Annotated in this window: 17 protein-coding genes; 10 read left to right on the top strand and 7 right to left on the bottom strand. The window is 66.3% G+C overall.

Features of this window, described 5'->3' with window-relative positions:
• Positions 1-458: 458 nt before the first annotated feature.
• The 3 genes from LG3211_RS14060 (at position 459) to cfa (ending at position 3,681) form a co-directional block, all read left to right on the top strand.
• Complete coding sequence (locus LG3211_RS14060; protein ID WP_057943387.1) at positions 459-1,172, top strand: pseudouridine synthase; 714 nt, start codon at positions 459-461, stop codon at positions 1,170-1,172.
• Positions 1,173-1,306: 134 nt separating this feature from the next.
• A complete protein-coding gene (locus tag LG3211_RS14055) occupies positions 1,307-2,140 on the top strand; it encodes a DUF3298 and DUF4163 domain-containing protein (protein WP_057943386.1) in 834 nt (277 codons plus the stop codon).
• A gap of 395 nt (positions 2,141-2,535) precedes the next feature.
• Entirely contained in the window at positions 2,536-3,681 is a 1,146-nt protein-coding gene (gene cfa, locus LG3211_RS14050; protein ID WP_057943385.1) for a cyclopropane fatty acyl phospholipid synthase, read from the top strand.
• Positions 3,682-3,772: 91 nt separating this feature from the next.
• On the opposite strand, the gene LG3211_RS14045 is transcribed toward cfa, so the two are convergent.
• Entirely contained in the window at positions 3,773-5,215 is a 1,443-nt protein-coding gene (locus tag LG3211_RS14045; protein ID WP_057943384.1) for an amino acid permease, read from the bottom strand.
• A 244-nt stretch (positions 5,216-5,459) separates the two neighbouring features.
• On the opposite strand from LG3211_RS14045, the gene LG3211_RS14040 reads away from it, so the two are divergent.
• Entirely contained in the window at positions 5,460-5,768 is a 309-nt protein-coding gene (locus LG3211_RS14040) for a hypothetical protein (RefSeq protein WP_057943383.1), read from the top strand.
• A gap of 130 nt (positions 5,769-5,898) precedes the next feature.
• Positions 5,899-7,221, top strand: a complete 1,323-nt coding sequence (locus tag LG3211_RS14035) for a glycerophosphodiester phosphodiesterase family protein (protein ID WP_057943382.1) — start codon at positions 5,899-5,901, stop codon at positions 7,219-7,221.
• Between the two features lie 284 nt (positions 7,222-7,505).
• Here the strand turns inward: LG3211_RS14035 and LG3211_RS14030 are convergent, their stop codons facing one another.
• The 4 genes from LG3211_RS14030 to LG3211_RS14015 all read right to left on the bottom strand — a co-directional run bounded on the left by LG3211_RS14030 (position 7,506) and on the right by LG3211_RS14015 (position 15,581).
• A complete protein-coding gene (locus LG3211_RS14030; protein WP_057943381.1) occupies positions 7,506-8,345 on the bottom strand; it encodes an NAD-dependent protein deacetylase in 840 nt (279 codons plus the stop codon).
• Positions 8,346-8,696: 351 nt separating this feature from the next.
• A complete protein-coding gene (locus LG3211_RS14025; RefSeq protein WP_148648908.1) occupies positions 8,697-12,014 on the bottom strand; it encodes a YadA family autotransporter adhesin in 3,318 nt (1,105 codons plus the stop codon).
• 303 nt (positions 12,015-12,317) lie between these two features.
• Positions 12,318-13,085, bottom strand: a complete 768-nt coding sequence (locus tag LG3211_RS14020; RefSeq protein WP_057943379.1) for a response regulator transcription factor — start codon at positions 13,083-13,085, stop codon at positions 12,318-12,320.
• A 270-nt stretch (positions 13,086-13,355) separates the two neighbouring features.
• Positions 13,356-15,581, bottom strand: coding sequence for a M3 family metallopeptidase (locus LG3211_RS14015; RefSeq protein ID WP_057943378.1), 2,226 nt, complete (start codon positions 15,579-15,581; stop codon positions 13,356-13,358).
• A gap of 306 nt (positions 15,582-15,887) precedes the next feature.
• On the opposite strand from LG3211_RS14015, the gene LG3211_RS26440 reads away from it, so the two are divergent.
• The 4 genes from LG3211_RS26440 (at position 15,888) to LG3211_RS13995 (ending at position 22,435) form a co-directional block, all read left to right on the top strand.
• On the top strand, positions 15,888-16,274 hold the full coding sequence (locus tag LG3211_RS26440; protein ID WP_057943377.1) for a VOC family protein: 387 nt from the start codon (positions 15,888-15,890) through the stop codon (positions 16,272-16,274).
• 35 nt (positions 16,275-16,309) lie between these two features.
• Positions 16,310-18,379 (top strand): amidohydrolase family protein, encoded by a 2,070-nt coding sequence (locus LG3211_RS14005; protein ID WP_057943376.1) that lies wholly within the window; start codon positions 16,310-16,312, stop codon positions 18,377-18,379.
• A 962-nt stretch (positions 18,380-19,341) separates the two neighbouring features.
• Positions 19,342-21,630, top strand: a complete 2,289-nt coding sequence (locus LG3211_RS14000; RefSeq protein WP_057943375.1) for a TonB-dependent receptor — start codon at positions 19,342-19,344, stop codon at positions 21,628-21,630.
• 322 nt (positions 21,631-21,952) lie between these two features.
• Positions 21,953-22,435 carry a glutathione peroxidase gene (locus LG3211_RS13995; protein ID WP_057943374.1) on the top strand — a complete coding sequence of 161 codons (483 nt, stop codon included), beginning with the start codon at positions 21,953-21,955 and terminating at the stop codon, positions 22,433-22,435.
• Positions 22,436-22,600: 165 nt separating this feature from the next.
• On the opposite strand, the gene LG3211_RS13990 is transcribed toward LG3211_RS13995, so the two are convergent.
• Positions 22,601-23,803: an acyltransferase family protein gene (locus LG3211_RS13990; RefSeq protein WP_057943373.1), complete on the bottom strand. Its 1,203-nt coding sequence runs from the start codon at positions 23,801-23,803 to the stop codon at positions 22,601-22,603.
• A gap of 154 nt (positions 23,804-23,957) precedes the next feature.
• Between LG3211_RS13990 and LG3211_RS13985 the strand changes: the two genes are divergently transcribed.
• Positions 23,958-24,884 (top strand): LytTR family DNA-binding domain-containing protein, encoded by a 927-nt coding sequence (locus LG3211_RS13985; protein WP_083512901.1) that lies wholly within the window; start codon positions 23,958-23,960, stop codon positions 24,882-24,884.
• A gap of 13 nt (positions 24,885-24,897) precedes the next feature.
• On the opposite strand, the gene LG3211_RS13980 is transcribed toward LG3211_RS13985, so the two are convergent.
• Complete coding sequence (locus tag LG3211_RS13980; RefSeq protein WP_083512539.1) at positions 24,898-25,503, bottom strand: TlpA disulfide reductase family protein; 606 nt, start codon at positions 25,501-25,503, stop codon at positions 24,898-24,900.
• Positions 25,504-25,521: the final 18 nt, after the last annotated feature.

The following is a 25,521-nucleotide window of genomic DNA, read 5'->3' as shown; positions in this document are numbered from 1 at the left end:
CGGCGCAAGCTCAGATACAGACGAATCGGTAGCGCGGGAGATTTGCTTTTCGCCGGCAAAAGCAAATCCCCCCTGGCCCCCTTTTTTCAAAGGGGGGAACCCTTCGGGTTGCAAGGCAGGCGTTGACCGTTGCCCCCTTTGAAAAAGGGGGCGGGCGCTTGGCGCAAGCTCAGATACAGACGAATCGGTAGCGCGGGGGATTTGCTTTTCGCCGGCAAAAGCAAATCCCCCTGGCCCTCTTTTTCAAAGGGGGGCTTCGGGTGAGAGCAGTGAGCGGCGGGGAGGGGCGCCGTGGGCGCGATCCGTCCACCGCCTGGGAGGCCCAAAACCCCCGCCGGATGAATCGATCCGCGCGAAAACCGTCCTCCAGCGCCCCCGCGCTCGCCAATCCGCGGCGTCTGTGCCAGCCTACGCGCCCCCCGACATCCCGCCGGCCGGTTTTCCGGCATGCTTCCGCCATGCGCCTGAACAAACACATCAGCGACACCGGTTTCTGCTCCCGCCGCGAGGCCGACGGCTTGATCGCCGAAGGACGGGTTACCGTCAACGGCATCCGTGGCCGCGTCGGCAGCGAGGTGGGCGAGGGCGACGAGGTCCGCATCGACGGCGAGATCGTGCGCGCGCGCGTGGCGGTCAAGGGCAAGCGCCAGCACGTCTACATCGTCCTCAACAAGCCGGTCGGCGTGGTCTGCACCACCGAGTCCACGGTCAAGGACAACATCGTCGATTTCGTCGGCCACGACCGCCGCATCTTCCCGATCGGCCGCCTGGACAAGGATTCCGAAGGGCTGATCCTGATGACCAGCAACGGCGACATCGTCAACGAGATCCTGCGCGCCGAGAACAAGCTGGAAAAGGAATACCTGGTCGCGGTGAACCACGAGGTCACGAACGAATTCCTGCGCGGCATGAGCCGCGGCGTGCCGATCCACGGCCAGACCACGCTGCCATGCAAGACCGGCAAGCTCGGCCGCTTCGGCTTCCGCATCGTGCTGGTGCAGGGCCTCAACCGGCAGATCCGCCTGATGGCCGCGCACTTCGGCTTCCGGGTCAAGCAACTGCTGCGCTCGCGTATCGGCAACGTCAAGCTTGGGCACCTCAAGCCGGGCCAGTGGCGCAATCTCACCGATGCCGAACTGCAGGGCCTGCTGCCGCATCGCAGCGAGTGGTGAACGGATCCACAACCCGCGGCTGAGCGGCCGCGACCGCAAGGCTCAGCGGTCCGCGATCTAGATGTGGACGTCACGCATTGCGCGATAATGTCGCGCGAAACATCCAATGGACGTCCGACTAAAAGGATTGCTGCATGAAGCGCGTCACCGCCGTCTGTCTGCTTGCCCTGGCCCTGGCGGCCTGCAAGAAGGAAGCCACGCCGCCGCCGGCCGCGACCGCGCCGGCCGTCACGCCCGGAACCGCTCTGCCGGCGCCGGTCGCGACCGACGCCGGACCGGTCGAGCTCAAGGAAGTGGTCGAAACCACGCCCAACTACGTGGTCGGCATCACCTACAACACCAAGGCCGCCCAGTACCCGGGGCTGGCGCGCGAACTCAAGCATTACGCCGATAACGCGCGCAGCGAACTCATCGAGGCCGCCAACGGACGCACCGCCAAGGAAAACCCTTCGCCGTACGAGCTGTCGCTGACCTTCGACGACGTCGTCGATGCGCCCGACATGGTCGCGGTGTCCGCCGACGGCAGCAGCTACACCGGCGGCGCCCACGCCGCGCCGCTGATCGCGCGCTTCGTCTGGCTGCCCAAGCAGAACAAGCTGCTCAAAGCCGAGGAACTGGTCCCGGACAAGGCCGGCTGGGACGCGATCTCGCGTTTTGTGCGCGAGCAACTGCACTCGGCGCTGTCGCAGCGCATCGACGCCGACGATCTGGCCCCGGCCGTGCGCGCCGAGCAGATCGAGACGGGCGGGCGCATGATCGACGACGGCACCGCCGCCGATCCGGCCAACTTCGCCATGTTCGAACCGATGCGCTCGGCCGACGGCAAGCTCAGCGGCCTGAAGTTCGTGTTCGCGCCGTACGAAGTCGGCCCGTATTCGGACGGCACGCAGATGGTTGAGGTGCCGGCCGCGGTGTTGCTGCCGCATCTGGCGCCGGCGTATCGGCCGCTGTTCGTCGGCGGGGCCTGAGTTCGGCCTTCGCTGTAATGCATGAGCAGTCCCTTCTCCCGCTTGCCACCCAAGGTGACTTCCTTCGGGGCGCGGGAGAAGGTGCCCGAAGAGCCTGCCCCCGCGGAGGCGGGGGACGGATGAGGGCCGCCGCGTTGGACTCGGCCGGCCCCTCTGCCACGTAGCGGGAAGGATCAGAAACGCAACTCAGCGTTCGCCAAAAACCACACGATCCGGCACATCGCTCCAGGCCGCATTTGTTATCGTGCGGCCATGCGCAAACACTGCGCAGCGTAGCGCCGCAGCACCGGACGCCGCGACAGGAACGTCGTCTCAGGACGAGCGCGCAACGCTTAACATCGGCGAAGCGCAAGCCGTAATGCATCGCACTTCACCGATCCCCGATCGAGGCCGTCATGCCCCTGGCGCCGCTGCGTAAACGAGTCGAAGGTCTGCTGGCGCTGGCCGATGTGCGCATCGGCGGCGACCGGCCCTGGGACATCCAGGTCGAAGACGACGAATTCTATGTGCGCGTGATCGCGCAAGGCTCGCTCGGGCTCGGCGAAACCTATATGGACGGGATCTGGCACGCGCCGGCGCTGGACGAACTGCTTGTGCGGCTGCTGCGCGCGCACGTGGACGAGCAGGTGCACGGCTGGGCGGCGATCCTCGACGGCCTGCGCGCGCACCTGATCAACCTGCAGAGCCACCGCCGCAGCTTTACCGTCGGCGAGCGCCACTACGACCTGGGCAACGATCTGTACCGGGCCATGCTCGGCAAGCGCCTGGTCTACAGCTGCGGCTACTGGCGCGACCGGCACGGCCAGCCCCTGCGCGATCTGGATTCGGCCCAGGAGGCCAAGCTCGATCTGGTCTGCCGCAAGCTCGGCCTCAAGCCGGGCATGCGCGTGCTGGACATCGGCAGCGGCTGGGGCGAAGCGCTGAAATTCGCCGCCGAGCGCTACGGCATCGTCGGGGTCGGCATCACCGTGTCGCACGAGCAGGCCGAGTTCGCCCGCGACCTGTGCAAGGGCCTGCCGATCGAATTCCGCCTGCAGGATTACCGCGACCTCGACCAGCGCTTCGACCGCATCTTCTCGCTGGGCATGTTCGAGCACGTCGGGGTCAAGAACTACGACAGCTACTTCGACGTCGCTCTGCGCTGCCTGGACCGCGACAGCGCCGACGGCGGCCTGTTCCTGCTTCACACCATCGGCGGCAACCGCTCGGTGACCCATACCGATCCTTGGATCGCGAAATACATCTTTCCCAATTCGATGCTGCCCTCGGCGCGGCAGATCGCCGAACACGTCGAAGGCCGGTTCGTGATCGAGGACTGGCATAACTTCAGCGCCGACTACGACCTGACCCTGCAGGCCTGGCGCGACAATATCGAGCGCGCCTGGGAGCAACTGGATGCGCGCTACGACGAGCGCTTCCGGCGCATGTGGCGGTTCTATCTGGCCGCCTCGATGGCGACCTTCCGCAGCCGGCATGCTCAACTGTGGCAGCTGGTGCTGTCGCCGGAAGGCGTGCCGGGTGGGTACGTCGCACCGCGCTGAAAGCCAGGAACGAGTTCAGAGGAGTGAGGAGTGAGTGGGGTGAGCCTGCCTTTACTCGCTCCTCACTCCTCCGAACTCGTTCCTGGCTCCATCAGCCCTGCTGCTCCAGCGCCAGCTTCGAATGCCGGATGCCGTAGGCGAAATACACCAGCAACCCCAGCGACACCCAGATCACGAAGATCAGCCAGGTGATCGCCGCCAACTCCGACAGCAGCCAGATCGAGAAGCCGATGCCGATGATCGGGATCACCGGCACCAGCGGTGTGCGGAACGAGCGGTGCAGGTCCGGCTTGCGCACGCGCAACACCCACACCGACGCGCAGATGATGATGAAAGCCGAGAGCACGCCGATGTTGACCAGCTTGGCGACCTCGCCGATCGGCAGGAAGCCGGCGACCAGCGCGGTGAACACGCCCAGCACGATGGTCGGACGGTGCGGGGTGCCGTACTTGGGATGGATCTTGGCGAACCAGACCGGCAGCAGGCCGTCGCGCGACAGCGAGAACCAGATCCGCGCCGCGCCCAGCATGAAGGCGAACAACACGCTGGCGATGCCGATCACCGCCGAGAACGCGATCGCCTTCGCCACCCACGGCAGGCCCAGCGCGGCGAAGGCGTCCGACACCGGCGCGTCGCCGTTGAGCGTGGAGTAGTGGGCGATGCCGGTCAGCACCAGCGACACCGCCAGATACAGCGCCATCGACACGCCCAGCGACAGCAGCACCGCGCGCGGAAGATCGCGCTGCGGGTTCTTGGATTCTTCCGCCGCCGTGGTCAGGGTGTCGTAGCCGAACACCGCGAAGAACACCACCGCCGCGGCGGTGCCGACGCCGGCGAAGCCGAAGTGGCCGACGCCGTTGGCATCGACCACGCGCTCGGGAATGAACGGAACCCAGTTGGCGGTGTCGATGTAGAACACGCCCACGCCGATCACCAGCAACACCGCGATGATCTTGATCGCCACCACCAGCGTATTGAAGCGCGCGCCCCACTCGGTGCGGAACACCAGCAGCGCCGACACGGCCAGGGTGACGCCGGCGGCGATGACGTTGAACACGCGGCCTTCGCCGGTGCCGATCGCGCCTTGCGCCCACACCGGAAGATGGATGCCCATGCCTTCGAGCAGTACCTGCACGTAGCCGGACCAGCCGATCGCCACCACCGCGACGATCAAGGCGTACTCCAGCAGCAGGTCCCAGCCGATCAGCCACGCCGCCAGTTCGCCCAGGGTCGCGTAGCTGTAGGTGTAGGCGCTGCCGGTGACCGGGATCATCCCGGCGAACTCGGCGTAGCACAGCGCCGCCGCGGCGCTGGCGATGCCGGCGATCAGGAAAGCCAGCGCGACCGCCGGGCCGGCGTTCTCCGCGGCCTGATGGCCGGCCAGCACGAACACGCCGACGCCGATGATCCCGCCGATACCGATCGCGGTGAGCTGCCATAACCCCAGCACGCGCCGGAAGTCCGAGCGTTTGCCCGCTTCGGCTTGCAACTGTTCCACCGACTTGTGCCGCAGGATCTTGGCAACCAGGCTCATCGAGCGCTCCTTCCGAATGACCGCCGCATCATAGCGGCTGTGCGGGCGCGCGGCGGACGGTGGCGCATGGAGGCACCCATCGGCCGCGATGGCGGGCCGGACGCTTCACGCACCCCGGCCGGCGGACGTTGTGGTGGAAGCGAGGCCGGCTGCGGCGAATCGTGCCCAGGCACGACGCGGCGCGGCTTCGCGCCGGGCGCCGCCGGCGCCGCGGCCATCGAATGCGGACACCGCAGGAGGCTCTATGCCGTACCAGTTCGTCAACGACGTCAATCCCAAGAAGATCCAGAAGCTCGCCAACCCCGTGCAGGCGGAAGCGGTGATCGAGGAGATATCCACGCTGGCCGAGCAGACCCAGCCGGTGGCCGGCGATCAGGTCAATCAGTGGCTGGGTCTGCTCGCAGGCGACGAGATCGTCGCGCAGAAGGTCAAAGGCAGCGTCAATACGATCGAGGTGTACCCGGGCGGCAAGGGCAGTCCGGACCGCATCTTCATCACCGTCGGCGGCGGAACGGTCACCGTGGTCGCGGTCGGCGAAGCCAGCCACAAGTGATCGGCGCGGGCGACGACCCGGTAGCGGGTCGTCGCGCGGGCGCGCCTGCCTGTCATGCGGTCACGGCAGACTGAAGCGGCGGCGCCTGGCCGCCGCTCTCTGGCCCTGTACGACGAGGTAGGATCCCGCAATGCCGCACTTTCATCTCCCGACCCGGCCGAGCCTGCGCCGGTCGCTGGCCGCCCTGGCGCTGTGCGCCGCGAGCGCCGCGCACGCTTCCGCTCCCACGCCCGCGAAGACGCCGATGACCGACCGAGCCACCGTCCTGGGCCAGCAGGGCCTGATCGTGATCGCCCATCGCGGCGCCAGCGGCTACCGCCCCGAGCACACGCTCGAGGCCTACCGCCTGGCGATCCAGCAGGGCGCCGACTTCATCGAGCCCGACCTGGTCGCGACCCGCGACGGCGAACTGGTGGTGCGCCACGAAAACGAGATCTCCGGCACCACCGACGTCGCCGACCACCCCGAGTTCGCCGATCGCAAGACCAGCAAGACCATCGACGGCGAGAAACTCACCGGCTGGTTCACGGAGGATTTCACCCTCGCCGAACTCAAGACGCTGCGGGCGAAGGAGCGCATCGCGCAGATCCGTCCAGGCAACACCCGCTTCGACGGGCAGTTGCCGATCGCCACGTTCAAGGAAGTGATCGCGCTGGCCAAGCAGGAGAGCCGCGACGGCCGCGTCATCGGCATCTACCCGGAAACCAAGCACCCGACCTGGTTCGCCAGCGAAGGCACGCACCTGGACGGATCGCCGATCCATATTTCGCTCGGCGAGAAGCTGGTCGCCACGCTGGTGGCGGAAGGCTTCACCGATCCGGGGCGGGTGTACATCCAGAGTTTCGAAGTCGCCAACCTGATCGAACTCAAGCAGCGCATCCTGCCCAAGGCCGGCATCGACCTGCCGCTGGTGCAGTTGTACGGCGATTTCGAGCGCGACCGGCCCTACGATTTCGTCTACAACGCCGGGCATAAAGCCGATCTGGACGCGATCTACGGCGGACTGATCGCGGCGATTCCCGGCGGCATCGACGCCAAAACATCGTTCGCGGCGCTGACCGAAACCGCGGCCTTGACCTGGATGAAGGCGAATTACGTCGCCGGCCTGGGGCCGTCCAAGAGCAGCGTGATCCTGCGCGCGCCGTTGCCGGCCAAGCGCGATGCCGACGGCGACGGCCGTGCGCTGCTGAGCACGCGCAACACCGGTTTCATCCATCCGGTGCTGGGCCGCGCGCTGGCGCTGGGGTTGCAGGTGCATCCGTACACGCTGCGCGCCGAAGAGCCGTTCCTCACCCAGACCGCCAACGGCGTCGATCAGAGCGCGCTGGGCGAGGCGCTGCAGTGGTATTCGCTGGGCGTGCAGGGTTTCTTTATCGACCAGCCGGACATCGGCGTGGCGGCGCGCAAGCTGTTCCTGGAACAAAGCCGGATCGCGCCGGTCAAGGCGCCTTGAGATCGGGCTTCGGCACGAGCTGAGCCGAAAGCATCGGGCCTGAAGGGCCCTCCCACAAAAGATCTCGGCGCTCCGCGAGCGTCGTAGCCGATGGGGTTGTTGTGGGAGGGCCTTTCAGGCCCGATGCTTTTCGGCCAGCTGTTGCGTTCGATACTCCGAACACGAACCAGCGAACACCAAGCCAAAGACAGAGCGCCGAGGTCTTTTGTGGGAGGGCCTTTCAGGCCCGATGCTTTTCGCTCAGCCGCCGCGTTCGCTATCCCCGAACTCGAACCAGCGAACCATCAAGCCAACGCAGCCTGCAAAGTCGCTCCGCAATCGGCCTGCAACTTCAAGGTCGCGATCTCATCCGCCCGCGTCACCCCGCGATTGAGCAGCGCCAACGGCAACCCAGCCTCGCGCGCCGCGCGGGCGAAGCGGAACCCGGAATAGACCATCAGCGAGGAGCCAACCACCAGCATCGCGTCGGCTTCGGCCAGCGATTGCTGCGCCGCCGCCACCCGCGCGCGCGGGACGTTCTCGCCGAAGAACACCACATCGGGCTTGACCATGCCGCCGCACTGCGCGCACACCGGCGTGTGGAAGCGGTCGAAGTCCAACCCTTGCAGATCGGCGTCGCCGTCGGGCAGGGCGGCCGCGTCCAGGCCAACCCAATCGGGATTGCGTTGCGCCAGTTCCTGCTGCAGGGCTTCGCGCGCCTGCCGCGCGCCGCAGTCCAGGCAGATCACTTCGTCCAGGCAGCCGTGCAGATCGACCACCTCGAGACTGCCGGCACGCGCGTGCAGGCCATCGACGTTCTGCGTCACCAGCGCATGATCGGGTTCGCGCTGCTGCCAGCGCGCCAGCGCGTCGTGTCCGGCATTGGGTCGCGCGCCGGAGAACGACGGCCAGCCGACGAAGCTGCGCGCCCAGTAGCGCGAACGCGCGCGCGCATCGCCGACGAAGGCGCGCAGGTCGATCGGCGGCTTGCGCTGCCAGGCGCCGCTTTCGTCGCGGTAGTGCGGAATCCCTGAGTCGGTGCTGATGCCTGCGCCGGTCAGCACGAACACCCGCCGGTGCGGGCGCAGCCAGTCGTAGAGCGCTTGCGCGGCGGTGTGGGTGTCGTGGGCGGTGGACAAATTCATGCGGGCGGCGATGGCTGGCGTCGATTCACGGCTCTGAGATGGCGGCGAAGGGGCGGCGATCCAAGGGCAACCCGGAACGGACGGTTGCGGGCCCGACGCCGTCGATCCACGTCCGGCCTATTGATGATAACGGCGCAGGAGCGGCATCCAGCCGCGCCCGCTCCGGCAAACAAGAAGGCCGCCCGGATCGCTCCGGGCGGCCTGGCTGCCCGCGAGCCGAAGCTCGTGGGCCGCCGGGGGGAGGTCTTGGGAGCCGGCATTCGAGAATAGGGATTGGGGATTGGTAAAAGCGCGCTTAGCGCAGGATCTACCTGGGCTGTTGTCCCCATCCCGAATCCCTAATCCCGGCATTCACCAGACGATGCCCGCGCCGACCGTGACGCCGACATCGCCCCTGGAGTTGCTGTTGCCCGACAGCTTGTAGACGTAGCGGCCGTCCTCGGTGATGGTCGAGATGCCGATCGCGAAACCGGTCTCGCCGCGGAAACTGCTCGCCGCGATCGCCGCCATGCTCTTGCCCGGCATGTACGACTGCGGCAGGCCCGCGACCGCCATCGCCGAGGCGACGCCGGCGCTGGCCTTGTCGTCGAGCTGGCCGATCTCGCGGCGCAGGTTGTTGCCCCAGTTGTCGGTGTAGGTGTTGGACACGGTGATCGCGCGGTTCACGCCTTCGTTGAGCTGCTGCACGTTGACCGCATCGGTATTGGACACGCCGGCGCGGACGTTGCGGATGGTGACCGACGCGCCGCCGTTGTTGAGGGTGACCTGGCTGTTGTTGACGCTGCCATCGACATTGGTGTCGTAACGCACGGTGCCGTTCTGCGAGGCCTTGAGCTGGGCGACGTTGACCGCATCGTTGTCCAGGCTGCCGGCGGCGACGTTGACGACCTGACGCTGCTGCCCGGCGTTGCCGACCGAGACCGTGTTGGCGCGATCGGCCACCGCGCCCTGGCCCAGCGCGACCGCTCCGGCCGCGCTGACGCTGGCGCCTTCGCCGACCGCGACGGCGTTGGTGGCGCCGGCCGCGATGGTGGTGTTGGCGCCGACCGCGGTGCTGCCGTCGGCGTTGACCCGGGCGTTGCCGCCGATCGCGGTGTCGTTGGCGCCGGCCGCGTAACTGTCGCCGCCGATGGCGGTGGCGTGATTGCCGCCCGCGCTGGAACTGGCGCCGACCGCGACGCCGCGCGAGCCGGCCGCGACCGAAGCGTTGCCGGTGCCGTCGATGGCGATGCGCGGATCGGGCGTGCTCGCTGGCGGCAGGTTGTCGATGCGGTTGTTGATGTTGGTCAGGCTGGCATCGACGGCGGCGAAGGCGGCGCCCACGTTCTGGTAGCCGCTGCCTTGCACGGTGAAGGTCGGCGCCCCGAAGACGCCACCGTTGAACAACGCGCCGCCGCCGAAGATCGACGCCAGGTCGCTGCCCATGGTGTGTATCTGCCCGCCGTTGACCGCTTCCAGGCTGCCGGCGCCGATCTGGCCGTTGGCGAGGTTGCCGAGCACGGTGCCGGTGCCGGCCGGGCCGCGCAGGGTGATGTTGCCGTAGTCGGGATTGCCGGCGCCGTCGTCGTCGTACTGCACGGCGAAGGCGTTGGCGCCGTTGATGTTGCCGTCCAGCGCGGTCAGCGCCGAGCCGACATCGTTATAGGTGTTGCCGCCGATCAGATAATTCGGCGCGGTGAAGGTGCCGCCGGCGTTGAACACCGAGCCGCCGCCGAACAGATTGGCGATCGAGCTGCCCAGGCCGAAGATCTGCCCGCCGTTGACGCCCTGCAGGCTGCCGGCGGCGATCTGGCCGTTGGCGAGGTTGTCGAGCACCGTGCCGGTGCCGGCCGGGCCGCGCAGGGTGATGTTGCCGTAGTCGGGATTGCCGGCGCCGTCGTCGTCGTACTGCACGGCGAAGGCGTTGCCGGTGCTCTGGCCGCTGTCGAGCGCGGCCAGCGCGGCGCCGACGTTGTTGTAGCCGGTGCCGCCGATGACGTAGTTGGGCGCGGTGAAGGTCCCGCCTGCGTTGAACGCGGCGCCGCCGCCGAACACCGCCGCGGTGGCGCTGCCGACCGCGAAGATCTGCCCGCCGTTGACCGCTTCCAGACTGCCGGCGGCGATCTGGCCCGCGGCCAGGTTGCCGATCAGCGTGCCGGTGCCGGCCGGGCCGCGCAGGGTGATCGCGCCGTAGTTCGGATTGCCGGCGCCGTCGTCGTCGTACTGCACCGCGAAGGCGTCCGCATTGGCCAGGCCGGTGTCGATCGCGGCCAGGGCCGAGCCGACGTTGTTGTAGCCGTTGCCTTCGATGACGTAGTTCGGCGCGGTGATCGTTCCGTCCACCGCCACCGTGGCGCCGCCGCCGAGATGTTGCGCATTGGACTGGCTGATCGCGGACACCTGGCTGCCGTTCACGGCCTGGGTGCTGCCGGCGGCGATCAGGCCGGCGCGCACGTTCGAGATGGTGGTGCCGCCCGCTCCCTGCAGGGTGACGTTGGCGAAGTCCGGAATGCCGCCCAGGTCGTCGTACTTGACCGAGAACGGGTCCGATGCCGCGGTGGACAGCGCGCCCTGCAACTGGGCGAGGTTGACCGCGTCGGTGCCGCTGCTGCCGGCGGCGACGTTGGTGAGCTTGCGCGTCGCGCCGGCCGAGCCGATCGAGACTTCGCCGGAGGAGGTCTGCGGCGCGACCAGGCCGAAGGCGGCGTAGGCGGCCTGCGCGCCGACCGAAGTGGAGGAACCGGCGCCGAGCGCGACGCTGTTGGCGTGCGTGGAGGTCGCGCCGAAGCCGAGGATGGTCTGGCGATTGGCGTTGCCGAAGCTGTTGTCGCCGATCACCACCGAATTGCCCAGGCGCGCGGAGTAGTTGGTGTCGGGGCCGCCGGTGAAGCCGGCCGCGGCGGCGGTGATGGTGGGCAACTGGTGACGCGCGTTGGTGCCCATCACGATGGTGTTGGAGCCGTTGGCGTAGCTGCCGTCGCCGATGATGGTCTGGTTGTTCTGCGCCGCGTTGGTCTGCCAGGTGCAGGCCAGACCGATGATCACGCACGAGGCGTTGTTGTTGTTGCCGGTGTAGTTGCTGTCCTGGAACTGGATGTAGCTGTCGGACTGCACCGCGCCGATCAAGGTCAGATGGTTGGCCGGCTGGTTGCCGTCCAGGTCCGCCACGTTCGGCGCCTGCACCAGGTTGAGGATCAGCGACAGGTACGAGTAGTTGAAGTTGGCGCGGTCGATGGTCAGACAGCCCGAACCGAGCAGGCCGCAGGCCTGGTAATCGTTGCCCAGCAGCCAGTTGCTCAGGTAGGCGCTGATGCCGGGCAGGGTGTTGTTCAAGGCCGGCGGCGGTTCGATCACGCTCATCGGCGAGACCATGCCGCCGTCGAAGGCGCTGGCCGAGCTCCAGGTGTCGCGATTGGGAATGCCGTCGAACACCAGCGGCAGCAGCGGCGCTTCGCTGTCGAGCGCCTGATCGGTGGTGGCGGATTCTTCGCCGCTGTCGGCGGCAGGCTGGGATTCGACGCTTTCGAGGTCCGGCGAGGCGCCGGCGGCGAGTTCGGCCGCGGTCGCGGGCAGGGTGGTCATGCCGATGGCGATGCACCAGCTCAACACCGATGCGCGCAAGAGTTTCGCGCGTGCGGACGTGGAAGAGGTGGACGTGTGCTTGCGTTGGTGCGTGTCGAGCCTGGTCATGACAGCCTCCGTCTGCGTGTTCGGTAGGCCGATAGGCATTCGATGGGATTGAGCGTATGCGAACGCTGTTGCAACCGATCCGGGCGATGCGGCCCGATGGTGTCCCCCGTCCCCCGACGCCTTGGCTATCGCGTTCGCTGGCACGATCAGCCCTCGGCGATCGCAGGCTAGGCGCGTGAATCGCGCAACACACTCACCACCGCTCACGCCAAATCGCAGTGCGCGCGAGCGAAAAAAAACGGCGGCCGGTGAGGCCGCCGTCTTGCGTTCAAGCATTGTGATGCGCTTGCGGCGCTGAATGGTTCAGTTGTTGGCGCGGATGATCGTGCACAGGTAACCCATGCCGCGCACCGCGCGCAGCGGCAAAGGCAGCGGGCTCATCACCGCCACTTTCTTGCGCAGTCGATAGATCAGCATCTCCAGACGGTGCGGATCGAAGTCGTAGACGTCGCTGGTCAGCGATCCGATCAGGCTGTCGTGCGAAACCGGATGGCCGCCGGCGCCGGTGTTGACCAGGCGCATCAACACGCTGCGTTCGGGCGCGCTCAGGTCGATCGAAGCGCCGTCGGGCGTGCGCAGCGTCCAGCCGTCCAGGGCCAGTTCCCAATCCGGCTGCCCGGCGCTGGTGCGGGTGGGCATCGCGCGCATGTGGTGCTGGAGGCTGTGCATGGCGGTGATCACCGCGGCCAGGCCGTCGAGATCGACCGGCTTGGCGAAGCAAGCGTCGGCGAAATCATGGAACGACTCGGACTGGCCGCCGTTGGCGATGTCGGCGTCGAGCATGACGATGCCGATGTCGGAGTGTTGGCGCAGATGCAGCGCCACGGTGCGTGGATTGTCGTCGGGCAGATCGCTGGCGATGACCGCGATGTCGCACGGCGCGCTGAGCAGGTTGCGGTAGAGCGCGGTGGCGTTGGCGCATTCGACGATCGCGAACTGGCGCATCTGCAGCGAATGCAGAATCTGCTGGCGCAGATTCGGGTCGCGTTCGACTACAGCGATGCGGCGGTTGTTGCGGTTGTCGGCGGAGTGGTTCGAACTGCCGGAATGAACTGCTGAGATAGCGGCCATCCTGATCTCCCCTGTTGATCGAACTCCAAGCTGTTTTCTTATGGAAACAGTGCCGTCGATATCCAATATCAGGTTAATGGGGCTCCCTTGAAACCTAATGTGACATAGATCGGGCTTCACAAAAAGTGGGTAAATAATGTGGAACTAAATATCAATATTTAGATCGAGATAACGAATTGGGTGTGCCCTATGTGGCCTCAAACGCAGAAAAGGCCGCCCACCGGACAGGTGGACGGCCTTTTTTATCAAGACCGGTCGGGTCAGGCTGAATTATTTATTCTTCGAGCCCTCGGCCTGCGCCGGCGCGGTCAGGCCGCGGCGTTCCAGCAGCGGTTGAATCTGCGGATCGTGGCCGGAGAAGTCCCGGAACAGCTGCAGGGCGTCCTTGCTGCCGCCGCGCGAGAGCAGGGTGGCGCGGAAGCGGTCGCCGTTCTCGCGGGTCAGGCCGCCGTGCTGCTTGATCCATTCCACGGTATTGGCGTCGAGCACCTCGGACCAGATATAGGCGTAATAACCGGCCGCGTAGCCGCCCATGATGTGGCTGAAATACGGGGTGCGGTAACGCGGCGGGACCGGCGGGTAGTAGATACCGTCTTTCTTCAGCGAGGCGGTTTCGAAGGCCATCACGTCCTTGGGCGCCGGAATCTGGCCCACGTCGCCGATCTGGTGATAGTTCTGGTCCAGCATCGCCGCGCCCAGATACTCGGTGGTGGTGAAACCCTGGTTGAACTTGGACGCCGCCAGCACCTTGTCGAGCAGTTCCTTCGGCATCGGCGCGCCGGTCTGGTAATGCTTGGCGTAGTTGGCCAGCACCGACGGCCAGTCGGCCCACATCTCGTTGACCTGCGAGGGGAACTCGACGAAGTCGCGCGGCACGCTGGTGCCGGAGAAGTACGGGTACTTCACGTTCGAGAACATGCCGTGCAGGGCATGGCCGAACTCATGGAACATGGTGGTGACCTCGTCCCAGGTCATCAGCGTCGGCTTGCCGGCCGGCGGCTTGGGGATATTGAGGTGGTTGGCCACCACCGGCAGGGTGCCGAACAGCTCGGACTGCTCCACATAGGAGTTCATCCAGGCGCCGCCGCGCTTGCTGTCGCGGGCGTACATGTCGGCGATGAAGATCGCCAGCTGCTTGCCGTTGGCGTCGAACACGTCGTAGGCGGTGACGTCGTCGCGGTACAGCGGCAGGTCGGTGCGCTGCTTGAACTTCAGGCCGTAGAGCTGGCCGGCGGCGTAGAACACGCCGTTTTCCAGCACGTTCTTCATCTCGAAGTAGGGCTTGAGCTCGGCCTCGTCGAAGGCGAACTTTTCCTTGCGCACCTTCTCGGCGTAGAACGCCCAGTCCCAGGGTTCGAGCTGGAAGCTCTTCTCGCCCTTGGCGGCCTGCTCCTTGTCGATCATCGCCTGCAGGTCGGCGGCTTCGCGCTTGGCGTTGGCGACCGCGGCCGGGGCGAGCTGGCCGAGCATCTTGTTGACGGCCTCGGGGTTCTTCGCGGTTTCGTCTTCCAGCACGTAGGCCGCGTAGTTCGGGTAGCCCATCATCTTGGCGCGCTCGGCGCGCAGGGTGACGACCTTGGACACGATCGCGGTGTTGTCGTACTGATTGCCGCGGCTGCCGCGCACGATCGAGGCCTTGTGCAGCTTCTCGCGCAGGGCGCGGTTGGTCAGGTCGGTCTCCGGCGGCTGGCCGGTGGTGTTGAGCAGGGTCAGCAGGTACTTGCCTTCCAGCTTGCGGCCCTTGGCGGCCTCGGCCGCGGCGGCGATGCGCTCTTCCGACAGGCCGGCCAGCTCTTCCTTGGTATCGACGACGATCGCCGATTCCTTGACCTCGGCCAGCACGTTCTTGCTGAACTTCGCGCCCAGCTCGGCCAGTTCGGCGTTGATCGCCTTGAGCCGGGTCTTCTGCGCGTCGTTCAGATTGGCGCCGCTGCGCACGAAGTCGGAGTAGTAACGCTCGACCAGGCGCACGCCCTCGGCGTCCAGGCCCAGCTTGTCGCGCTGGTCGTACAGGCTCTTGATGCGCGCGAACAGCTTCGGGTTCAGCGAGATCGCGTCGCGGTGCGCGGCCAGCTTGGGCGCGTATTCCTGCTGCAGATTCTCGCGGGTCGGATTGGTGTCGGTGCCGGTGAGGTTGAAGAAGGTCGCGCCGGCGCGGCTGAGGATCTGGCCCGAGCGCTCCATCGCCAGGATGGTGTTGTCGAAGGTCGGGGCGTCGGCGTTGTTCGCGATCGCCTCGATTTCCTTGATCTGGTCGGCCATGCCGCGATCGAAGGCCGGAGCGAAGTCGCTGTCCTTGATCTTGTCGAACTGCGGGAAGTGCAGCGGCAGCGGGCTGAGCTGGAAGAACGGGTTCGCGCTGGATGCGGCGGCGGTCGAGGCGGTGGTCTGGGTCACGGCTTTGTCGGTCTTCGTCTGGGCCTGGGCATTGTGGGCCAGGCCCGGCACGGTGGCGATCAGGGCCACGGCCAGGGCCACGGCGAGGGGATGCTTCATCGTACGAACCTCGTCAAAAGGAACCTGGAAGCCTACCCGATGGGGGCCATAGGAGCCCCTGACGAAAGGCATGGGGGCTTCGGGAATCGGGAATCGGGAATCGGGAATCGGGAATCGGGAATCGGGAATCGGGAAAGCCTGCCGGCTGCCACCGCCAGCGTTACGCTTTTTACGAATCCCGAGCCCCTGAAGCCCCACCGCGAGCATGACCATCCGCCCGGGAACCGCCGCGGCCGCCGGTTTACACTCCGGCGATCTTCACGCCGGGAGAGGGCGGATGCGCAGCGCCATTGCAGGGAGCAGGCCATGACTACGGCGAGCGCACGCGCCTTCGTGCCCCTGGTCCACGTCGCCAACTTGCCGCGGGCGATCGACTTCTATGCGGTGTTCGGCTTCCGTGTCGGCGACGTCCACCACGAGCCCGGCAGCGGCGAAGACCCGGTCTGGGCCTGGCTGGAAAGCCCGGGCGGCGCGCAATTCATGCTGGTCAAGGCCGACGCTCCGATCGACGACACCGTCCAGGGCGTGCTGTTCTACATCTATTGCGACGATGTCGCGGCGATGCGCGAACGCGTGCTCGCCGCCGGCGTGCAGGCCGGCGAGATGGCCTATCCGTTCTACCGACCCAAGGGCGAGTTCCGGGTCAGCGACCCGGACGGTTACGTCCTGATGATTACCCACCACGACGATTGATTCCGCACTTTTCCTATTGCCCGGAGCCGTACCCGATGAATGCAGCGCGTCTGAAATCCACCGCAGGCCGCGCATTCGCGCGAGCGCTGTTGCCGAGCCTGTTGCTGGGCCTGTCCACCACCGCGCTGGCGGCGCAGACCACGCGCTACCTGGCCCTGGTCGACGGCGGCAAACAGGCCGGTCACCAGATCGTCAACGTCGCCGACGACGGCACCACCACGGTCGATTACATCTTCAAGGACAACGGCCGCGGCCCCGAGCTCAAGGAAACCTACACGCTCGGCAAGGACGGGACCTACCAGACCTACACCGTGCAGGGCACGTCGACTTTCGGCGCCAAGGTCGATGAAAGCTTCAAGCGCGAAGGCGCGCAGGCCAGCTGGAAATCGCTCGCCGATTCGGGCCAGATCAAACTCGACGGCGCCGGTTTGTATTCGCCGCTGGGCGGCACGCCCGCCGGCGTGTCGGTGATGATCAACGCCCTGAACCAGCGCAGCGACGGCAAACTGCCGCTGCTGCCCGTCGGCACCCTGAGCATGAGCAAGCTCGCGCAGGCCCAGGTCAACCGCGACGGCAAGACCCAGACCGTGGAGCTGGTCGCGCTGAGCGGGCAGGGCTTCTCGCCCAGCTTCGCCTGGGTCACCACCGGCGCCAATCCGCGCCTGTTCGCCTTCATCTTCCCCGGCTATCTGCAGTTGATCGAAGAAGGCTGGCAGGGCAACGCCGCCGCCCTGGAAGCGCAGCAGAAAACCGCCGAAGGCAAACTGCTGGTCGATCTGCGCAAGCAACTGGGCCACTCCTTCGCCGGCACCACGCTGCTGCGCGATGTGCGGGTGTTCGACAGCGAGCACGCCAAGCTCGGCGCCGCCACCGACGTGGTGATCGCCGACGGCAAGATCGTCTCGGTCGGCAAGGCCGGCAAGGATGTAAAGGCCGCTCGCGTCGTCGACGGCGGCGGCAAGGTGCTGATGCCGGGGTTGTTCGACATGCACGGGCATGTGTCGCGCTGGGATGGCGGCCTCAACATCGCCGCGGGCGTGACCACCGTGCGCGACATGGGCAACGACAACGCGACCTTGCAGCAGATGATCGCCGAAGGCGAAGACGGCACGCTGATCCTGCCGCGCGTGGTGCCGGCCGGCTTCATCGAGGGCGAGAGCAAATATTCGGCGCGCAACGGCTTCGTGATCAAGAACCTGGACGAAGCCAGGAAGGCGGTGGACTGGTATTCGGACCACGGCTATCCGCAGATCAAGATCTACAACTCGTTCCCGAAGGACGTGCTGCGCGACACCGTCGCCTACGCGCACGGCAAGGGCATGCGCGTAAGCGGCCATGTGCCGGCGTTCCTGCGCGCGCAGGACGTGGCCGACCAGGGCTTCGACGAAATCCAGCACATCAATCAGCTGATGCTGAATTTCTTCGTCGACGACAAGACCGATACGCGCACGTTGCAGCGCTTCTATCTGGTCGCGGACAAGACCGCGGACCTGGATTTCGATTCCAAGCCGGTGCAGGACTTCATCGCGACCCTGGCGAAGAAGCAGATCGCGATCGATCCGACCCTGGCGACGTTCGAGTTCCTGCATCAGCGCAACGGCGAGCTGTCGCCGATCGTGGCCGGTATCGAAGGGCACCTGCCGCCGGACGTGCAGCGCCTGCGCCGCTCGGCCGAGATGGATATTCCCGACGATGCCACCGCGGCGCGTTACAACAAGTCCTACGACAAGATGGTCGAGTTCGTCGGCCGCGCCTACAAGGCCGGCGTACCGCTGCTGGCCGGCACCGACGAAGTGCCGGGTTTCACCTTGCAGCACGAGCTGGCCTTGTACGTGCGCGCAGGCCTGACTCCGTCGCAAGCGCTGCAGGTCGCGACCTGGAACGCGGCCAAGGTCGCGCGGGTGATCGACGACCGCGGTTCGGTGACGCCGGGCAAGCGTTCGGACCTGATCCTGATCGACGGCGACCCGACCACGGATATCGGCGATATCCGCAAGGTGTCGCTGGTGCTGCGCGGCGATACGGCGTTTTATCCGAATGAGCTTTATCAGGCGCTGGGAGTGAAGGCGTTCGCGGCGCCGGCTAAGGTGACGGCGGCGAAGTAAACCTGCGTTGGTTTCGGCTGGCGCTAACCGGCCCGCGCCAATCAAGTCGAATTGAATCCCACCCGAAGTATTCCCCCCCCTTTGAAAAAAGGGGGGCAGGGGGGATTTGCTCTTCCGCCATCCACCCGACAGACCGCAAGCACCGGCAAAGCAAATCCCCCGCGCTGTGGAGCGCCGGGCTTCGGTCAGCGGCGCGGGGCGCTCGCCCCCTTTTTCAAAGGGGGCAATGGTTTGGGGCTTCGGTTGGGTCGAATCCAGGTGTCGCAGGCTACCAAGCCCACGCCAATCAATTCGAATCCGGCCCGAAGCATTCCCCCCTTTGAAAAAGGGGGCAGGGAGGATTTGCTCTTCCGCCATCCACCCGACAGACCGTAACCGCCGGCAAAGCAAATCCCCCGCGCTGTGGAGCGCCGGGCTTCGGTCAGCGGCGCCGGGCGCTCGCCCCCTTTTTCAAAGGGGGCAATGGGGCGGGGCTTCGGCTGGGTCGAACCCGGGCGCCGCATGGTCACCAAGCCCACGCCAATCAAATCGAATCGAATCCAACCCGAAGGATTTCCCCCTTTGAAAAAGGGGGGCAGGGGGATTTGCTCTTTCGCCATCCACCCGACACACCACAACCGCCGGCAAAGCAAATCCCCCGCGCTGCAGGGCGCGGGCTTCGGTCAATGACGCCGGGCGCTCGCCCCCTTTTTCAAAGGGGGCGACGGTGTGTGCGGCTTCGGTTGGCACGAAAAGCTCCGCCCCTGATCACCAAAAAACCCATTCGAGCACGGACTCTTTAATGATTTGGTAACATTCGCCGGTCAATGAGCCGACCACGGCGCGGGCAGGTCCGCGTCCCGACCGTCAAGGGACGGTCCGATCGCCCATCGCCGTCAGCCCATGCCCGAGGGGAGCATGATGCCGCGGTGGTTTCCCAAGCACTGGCGCCCCATGCGCCGCGTCCACCGAGAAACCCGACCATGCTCAAGCACTTGCGTGCTCCCCGCAGTCATGCCCTGGCTGCCGCCATCGGCCTGACCCTCGTTTCCGCCGCCGCCTTCGCCCAGGACGCCGCGCCCGCCACGGCCGCACCGGCCGAAGGCGAGGCCAAGACCCTCGACGCGCTGATGGTCACCGCCCAGCGCAAGGTCGAACGCGCCAAGGACGTGCCGGTCGCGCTCACCACCGTCGATCGCGAAAAGCTGCACGTGCTCGGCTCCGGCGGCGGCGATATCCGCTTCCTGTCCGGCCGCCTGCCCAGCCTCAACATCGAGTCCTCGTTCGGCCGCGCCTTCCCGCGCTTCTATATCCGCGGTCTGGGCAACACCGACTTCGATCTCAACGCATCGCAGCCGGTGTCGCTGGTGTACGACGACATCGTCCTCGAGAACCCGCTGCTGAAGGGCTTCCCGGTCTTCGATCTGGAAAACGTCGAGCTGCTGCGCGGCCCGCAGGGCACGCTGTTCGGCCGCAATACCCCGGCCGGCGTGGTCAAGTTCGAATCGGCCAAGCCGACCCGCGAACTGGAAGGCTACGGCCAGGTGTCCTACGGCACCTACGGCACCACCAACTTCGAAGGCGCGGTCAGCGGCCCGCTCGGTGCCAACTGGTCCGGACGCGCTTCGGCGATGTTCCAGCGCCGCGACGACTGGGTCGATAACACCAACCTCAACGCGCGCACCAACCAGAAGCTGGAAGGCTACGACGAATCGGCGCTGCGCCTGCAGCTGCAGTACGACGGCAGCGACACCTTCCACGCCTTGTTCAACGTGCACGCGCGCCGCCTCAACGGCACCGCGCGTCTGTTCCGCGCGCAGTTGTTCAAGAAGGGCACGAACGATCTGTTCGACGGGTTCGACGAAGAAAAGGTCGGCATCGACGGACGCAACTTCCAGCACCTGAAGACCTTCGGCGCCAGCGCGCGCCTGAGCTGGGATCTGTCGAACGAACTGACCCTGTACTCGATCACCGGTTACGAGACCGCCGATTCGCTCAGCCGCGGCGACATCGACGGCGGCGTCGGCGCGATGTTCCTGCCCGGCGGCAGCACCCCGGTCGGCATTCCGTTCACCGCCGAATCCGCCGACGGTCTGCCCGACCATCGCCAGATCACGCAGGAATTCCGCCTGGAATCGAACTACAGCGGCCCGCTCAACTGGCAGGCCGGCCTGTTCTACTTCGACGAGGACATCACCGTTGACAGCCTGAACTACGACACCCTGGCCGGTGGCGTGCAGGCCGGCCATGCCCAGCAGAAGCAGCGCAACAAGGCCTGGGCGGCGTTCGGCTCGCTGGAATACGCGGTCACCGATCGCTTCAAGCTGCGCGGCGGCCTGCGTTACACCCAGGACAAGAAGGACTTCAGCGCCAGCGTGCTGCAGAGCGCGCCGTTCGGCGCGCCGGTGTCGGGCCCGTTCAAGGTCACCACCGACGTCGACGACGTTAGCTGGGATATCAGCGGCGTGTTCCAGGCCACCGACGACATCAACCTGTATGCGCGCGTCGCGAAGGGTTTCCGCGCGCCCAGCATCCAGGGCCGCCTGTTGTTCCAGACGCCGCCGCAGCCGTCGGTGGCCGACGCGGAGAAGGTGATTTCCTACGAAGCCGGCTTGAAAGCCGACCTGTGGGACAAGCGCGCTCGCCTGGGCTTCGCGCTGTTCCGCTACACCGTCGATAACCAGCAGCTCAACGCGGTCGGCGGCGCGCTCAACCAGACCATTCTGGTGAACGCCGACAAGACCCTGGGCCAGGGCTTCGAAATCGACCTGGACGCGTACCTGACCGACAACCTGATGGTCACCTTCGGCGCCAGCTACAACGACACCGAAATCCAGGACAAGAACCTGTTCGTCGCTCCGTGCGGCGGCGGCTGCACCGTGACCGACCCGATCGTGGTCCGCAACGGCCAGACCCTGGCGGCGATCGACGGCAATTCGCTGCCGCAGGCGCCCAAGTGGGTGTACAACGTGACCGCGCGCTACAGCCTGCCGCTGGCCAACGGCAACGAGTTCTACGTCTATACCGACTGGGCTTACCGCAGCGAAGTGAATTTCTTCCTGTACGAGTCGAAGGAATTCCGCGGCAAGGCGCTGCTGGAAGGCGGCCTGCGCGTGGGTTACCAGTGGGACAACGGCCGTTACGACGTGGCCCTGTACGGCCGCAACATCCTCGACGAAGTGCGCGCGGTCGGCGGCATCGACTTCAACAACCTGGTCGGTTTCGTCAACGACCCGCGCATCGTCGGCGTGGAGTTCAAGGCTTCGTTCTGACGGTTGTCGCAGCTTGAGCAGTGAACAACGGCCCGCCCAGTGCGGGCCGTTTTTTTATCTCGCGCCGTGGCCAAGTCTTTTGTGGCGGGGCTTCAGGTCCGATGATCTTCGCTCAGGCCCTGGGGATCCGACCGGAGAACATCGGGCCTCAAGGCTCTTCCACAGGAGCGACGTCCGGGGCCGAGGTGAATCGCCGTCACCGTGTTAAACCGTGATCGAAGCGTCCATCTTTTCGTGCGCTGTCGGGCAGCTTTGGCGGCAGCCGGACAAGGCCGCGCCGACGCGCTATCGTGCGTCAACCCAGACATCGAGCGACGTCCCCATGACCACCGCCTACGACTTCTCCGCTACCGACATCGACGGCAAGACCCAGTCGCTGGACCGCTACAAAGGCAAGGTGCTGCTGATCGTCAACGTCGCCTCCAAGTGCGGCTTCACTCCGCAGTACACCGGCCTGGAAAAACTCGAGCGCGACTACCAGGCGCGCGGCTTCGAAGTGCTGGGCTTTCCCTGCGACCAGTTCGGCCACCAGGAGCCGGGCGACGAGAACGAGATCAAGGAATTCTGTTCGCTGACCTACGACGTGACCTTCCCGATGTACGCCAAGATCGACGTCAACGGCGACAAGGCGCATCCCTTGTGGAAGTGGCTCAAGGACGAGAAGGGCGGCTTCCTCGGCATCGATGCGATCAAATGGAACTTCACCAAGTTCCTGGTCGGCCGCGACGGCAGCGTCATCAAGCGTTATGCGCCGACGGACAAGCCCGAGTCGATCGCGGCGGATATCGAGAAGGCGTTGGCTTGATTGACTTGATCGTTGGGCGATAAAAAAGGCTTCGGCTTAAACAGCCGAAGCCTTATTCGTTTCAGTGCCGATCAAACCAACCTACAGTCATTCCCGCGAACGCGGACTCTGCTTTACTTCGACGAAGCCGAACATCCAGCGCCTTTCGTGCGAGAACGTTCGAAGTCACTGGATTCCCGCATTCGCGGGAATGACGTCCTGGAAGTTCGCCGCGGATTTACGGTCACCCCGCCGAGCCCCCTTCAACCCGAACACCGGCCGCAACAACGGCACGCGCCGGATGATCTCGTGCAGCACGAAGCACCCCGCCACCGTGCCGACCAGCACGATCGCCGGCTCCGCGACCGGGCCGAACTTCAGCGGCAAGATCCAGTACGCGATCAACACGATCAGGCTCTGGTGCAGCACGTACCACGGATACACCGCCTCGGTCGCCCACGGCAGCCAGCGGAACGGGCGGTTGAGCAAGGCGTGGCCCCAGCCCAGGATTGCGCAGATCGCGAACCACACGTACAGATTGCGCAGCAGCCACACGCTGTTCTGCAGCAGCGCCGGGATGTCGTCGGGCAGCACGATGACCAGGGTCAGATAGAAGCCGAACAGGCCCAGCGCCAGTCCCAGGGTCCACTTGCGCAGCCGCACCAGCTCGTTCCACAGCCCGCTGTCGTTGCCGATCCAATAGCCGTAGAGGAACACGGTGAAATAGACCGAATGGCGATACCAGTCGTGGATCAGATCGCCGGTGTCGTCGAACAGCGGCGCCAGCACGAAGGTGAACGCCGCCAGCGGCAACGCCGGCAGAATCATCAGCTTCCAACCGCGCAGGCCGACCGCCAGCGCATGCAGGCGGCGGCCGACGCGGTTGCGGAACAGGGGCAGCAGCGCGGCCAGGGCCATCGTGTAGACCCACAGATACACCAGGTACCACAGGTGGTTCCAGGTGAAGCCGTATTGCCAGCCATCGAACGCGCCCTTCGGCCAGGGCTGGAAGTGGTAGTAGCGGATCAGGAAATCGACGAACCCCGGCTCGACCAGGCCGTTGGCGACGCCCTGGGCGTAGGGCTGGATCGGCACGATCAGCAGGCAGCCGAAGGTCAACGGCAGCAACAGGCGCCAGCTGCGCTGGGCCACGAAGCGCCCGAGCGAAGTGCCGCGCAACAGGAAATGCACCGACAGGCCCGAGATCAGGAAGATCAGGTCCATGCGCCAGCGGTTCACGAACAGCATCGGGATCTGGAGGGGCTGCGACAGGTGCTCGCTCTTGAGGTGCCAACCCCAGTCGGCGACGTAGAGCATGGCGCAGTGGTAGAGGATCAACAGAGCGAAGGCGAGGGCGCGCAGGGCGTCGATGTCGTAGCGGCGTTGCATGGCGGGTCCGCGGCGGGAAGGTGGACAAATCCTGTAAGTCCAGGCACTTAGCCGGTACCCCCGGGTGACCGGAGGCGACCGGGCGGGGACGAATCGCGGCCCCGAGGGATAATCGGTTGCCGTCCCCGCCGCCGCTCAGGCGAGAATGCGCGGCATGAGCTTCGATGTTTCCGCCGCCAACGCCTCCGACCCGCAAGCCGCCGCGCCGGCCGCCGCCGCACCGACCGCCTGGGACCGTTACCAACCCTGGCGCCGCACGGTCGAAGTGCTGGCCTGGGTGACCCTGTTCGCGGTCAACGCCGCCTTCGGCACCTTGACCGCGGTGATCGACATCCACCGCTACCAGCTCGACATCCCCGACTGGGCCCCGGCGGTGTGGGAGGTCAGCAGCTGCGCGGTCGCCCTGGCGCTGGTGCCGGCGCTGGTCTGGTACACGCGCAAGATCCCGTTCCGTTTCGACAGCTGGCGCCGGGCCCTGGCCTTGCACCTGATCGGCAGCGTGCTGTGGTCGGTGCTGCACGTGGTCGGCATGGTCGCGCTGCGCAAATTGGTCTATGTCGGCCTGGGCGAGCGCTACGACGTCGGTTCCTGGGGTATGAACCTGTTCTACGAATACCTGAAGGACGTGCGCTCCTACACCTACATGGTGCTGTGGATGGAGGCCTACCGCCTGCTGATGCGGCGTTGGCAGGGCGAGGCCAGCCTGCTCGCCAGCCCGGATGACGTGCCCGAGCCGGCCGTGCCCGAGCGCCCGGAGCGCTTTCTGGTGCGCAAGCTGGGCAAGGAGTTCCTGATCGCCGCCAGCGACGTCGAGTGGCTGCAGGCCTCGTCCAACTACGTCAACCTGCACCTGCGCGGGCGCGACTACCCGTTGCGCACGACCATGGCGACGATCGAAACCCAGCTCGACCCGACCCGCTTCGTGCGCGTGCACCGCAGCTTCATGGTCAACCTGGATTGCGTGGGCGAGATCGAACCGCTGGAAAGCGGCGATGCGCGCATCACCATGCACGACGGCAGCAAGATCCCATGCAGCCGGCGTTATCGCGGCGCGCTGCGGCAGGAGCGGCGCGCGGCCTAGGGCGCGGCGCGGCTCAGTCGCGTTTCCTGGCCGGCTGCCTGAGCACTTCCGGCGGCAGCAGGTCGGCCACTTCCTTCGCGAACTGCTTCACCATCTTCGCCGAATAGCCGCTGTGGACCTTGGCGATCACGCCTTTCTGGTCGATCACGAACAGATTCGGCACGGCCTTGACCGCGTAGTACCGGGCCGCGGTGCCCGGGTCGCGGATGTAGGTCAGGTCGAGTTCGGGGTTGCGTCGCACGAACTCGTCGAAATCGCGCCTGGGCTCGTTGAGGTTGATCGCGATGACCTGCAGATGCTCGCGGCCGACGCCGGTCTGCAGCGCCGACAGCAGCGGCAGTTCGCGTAGGCACGGCGCGCACCAGCTGGCCCAGAAGCTCACCACCACCAGTTTGCCGCGGTGGTCGCTGACCTTGACCGGCTTGCCGGCGAGGTCCAGGCCGAGAAAGTCCGGCGGGGTTTCGCCGGGCCGCGGCTGGGAACTGGTCGAGGCGCGGGCGGCGGCGGGTGTTGCGACCGCGGACTCGGCGGCGAAGACCGGAGCGGTCAGTGCGCAGGCCGCGATGAGCCAGCCCGACAGCAACGTGCGCGCTTTCGACCGAAACCTCTTGGGTGCCATTCGTCCCGCCGTCGTCCG

This window comes from Lysobacter gummosus (genome assembly GCF_001442805.1).
In the GTDB taxonomy this organism is placed as follows: Bacteria; Pseudomonadota; Gammaproteobacteria; order Xanthomonadales; family Xanthomonadaceae; genus Lysobacter; species Lysobacter gummosus.
Note: the sequence above shows the minus strand (reverse complement) of the source record. Positions and strands in the feature narration are given on the sequence as shown.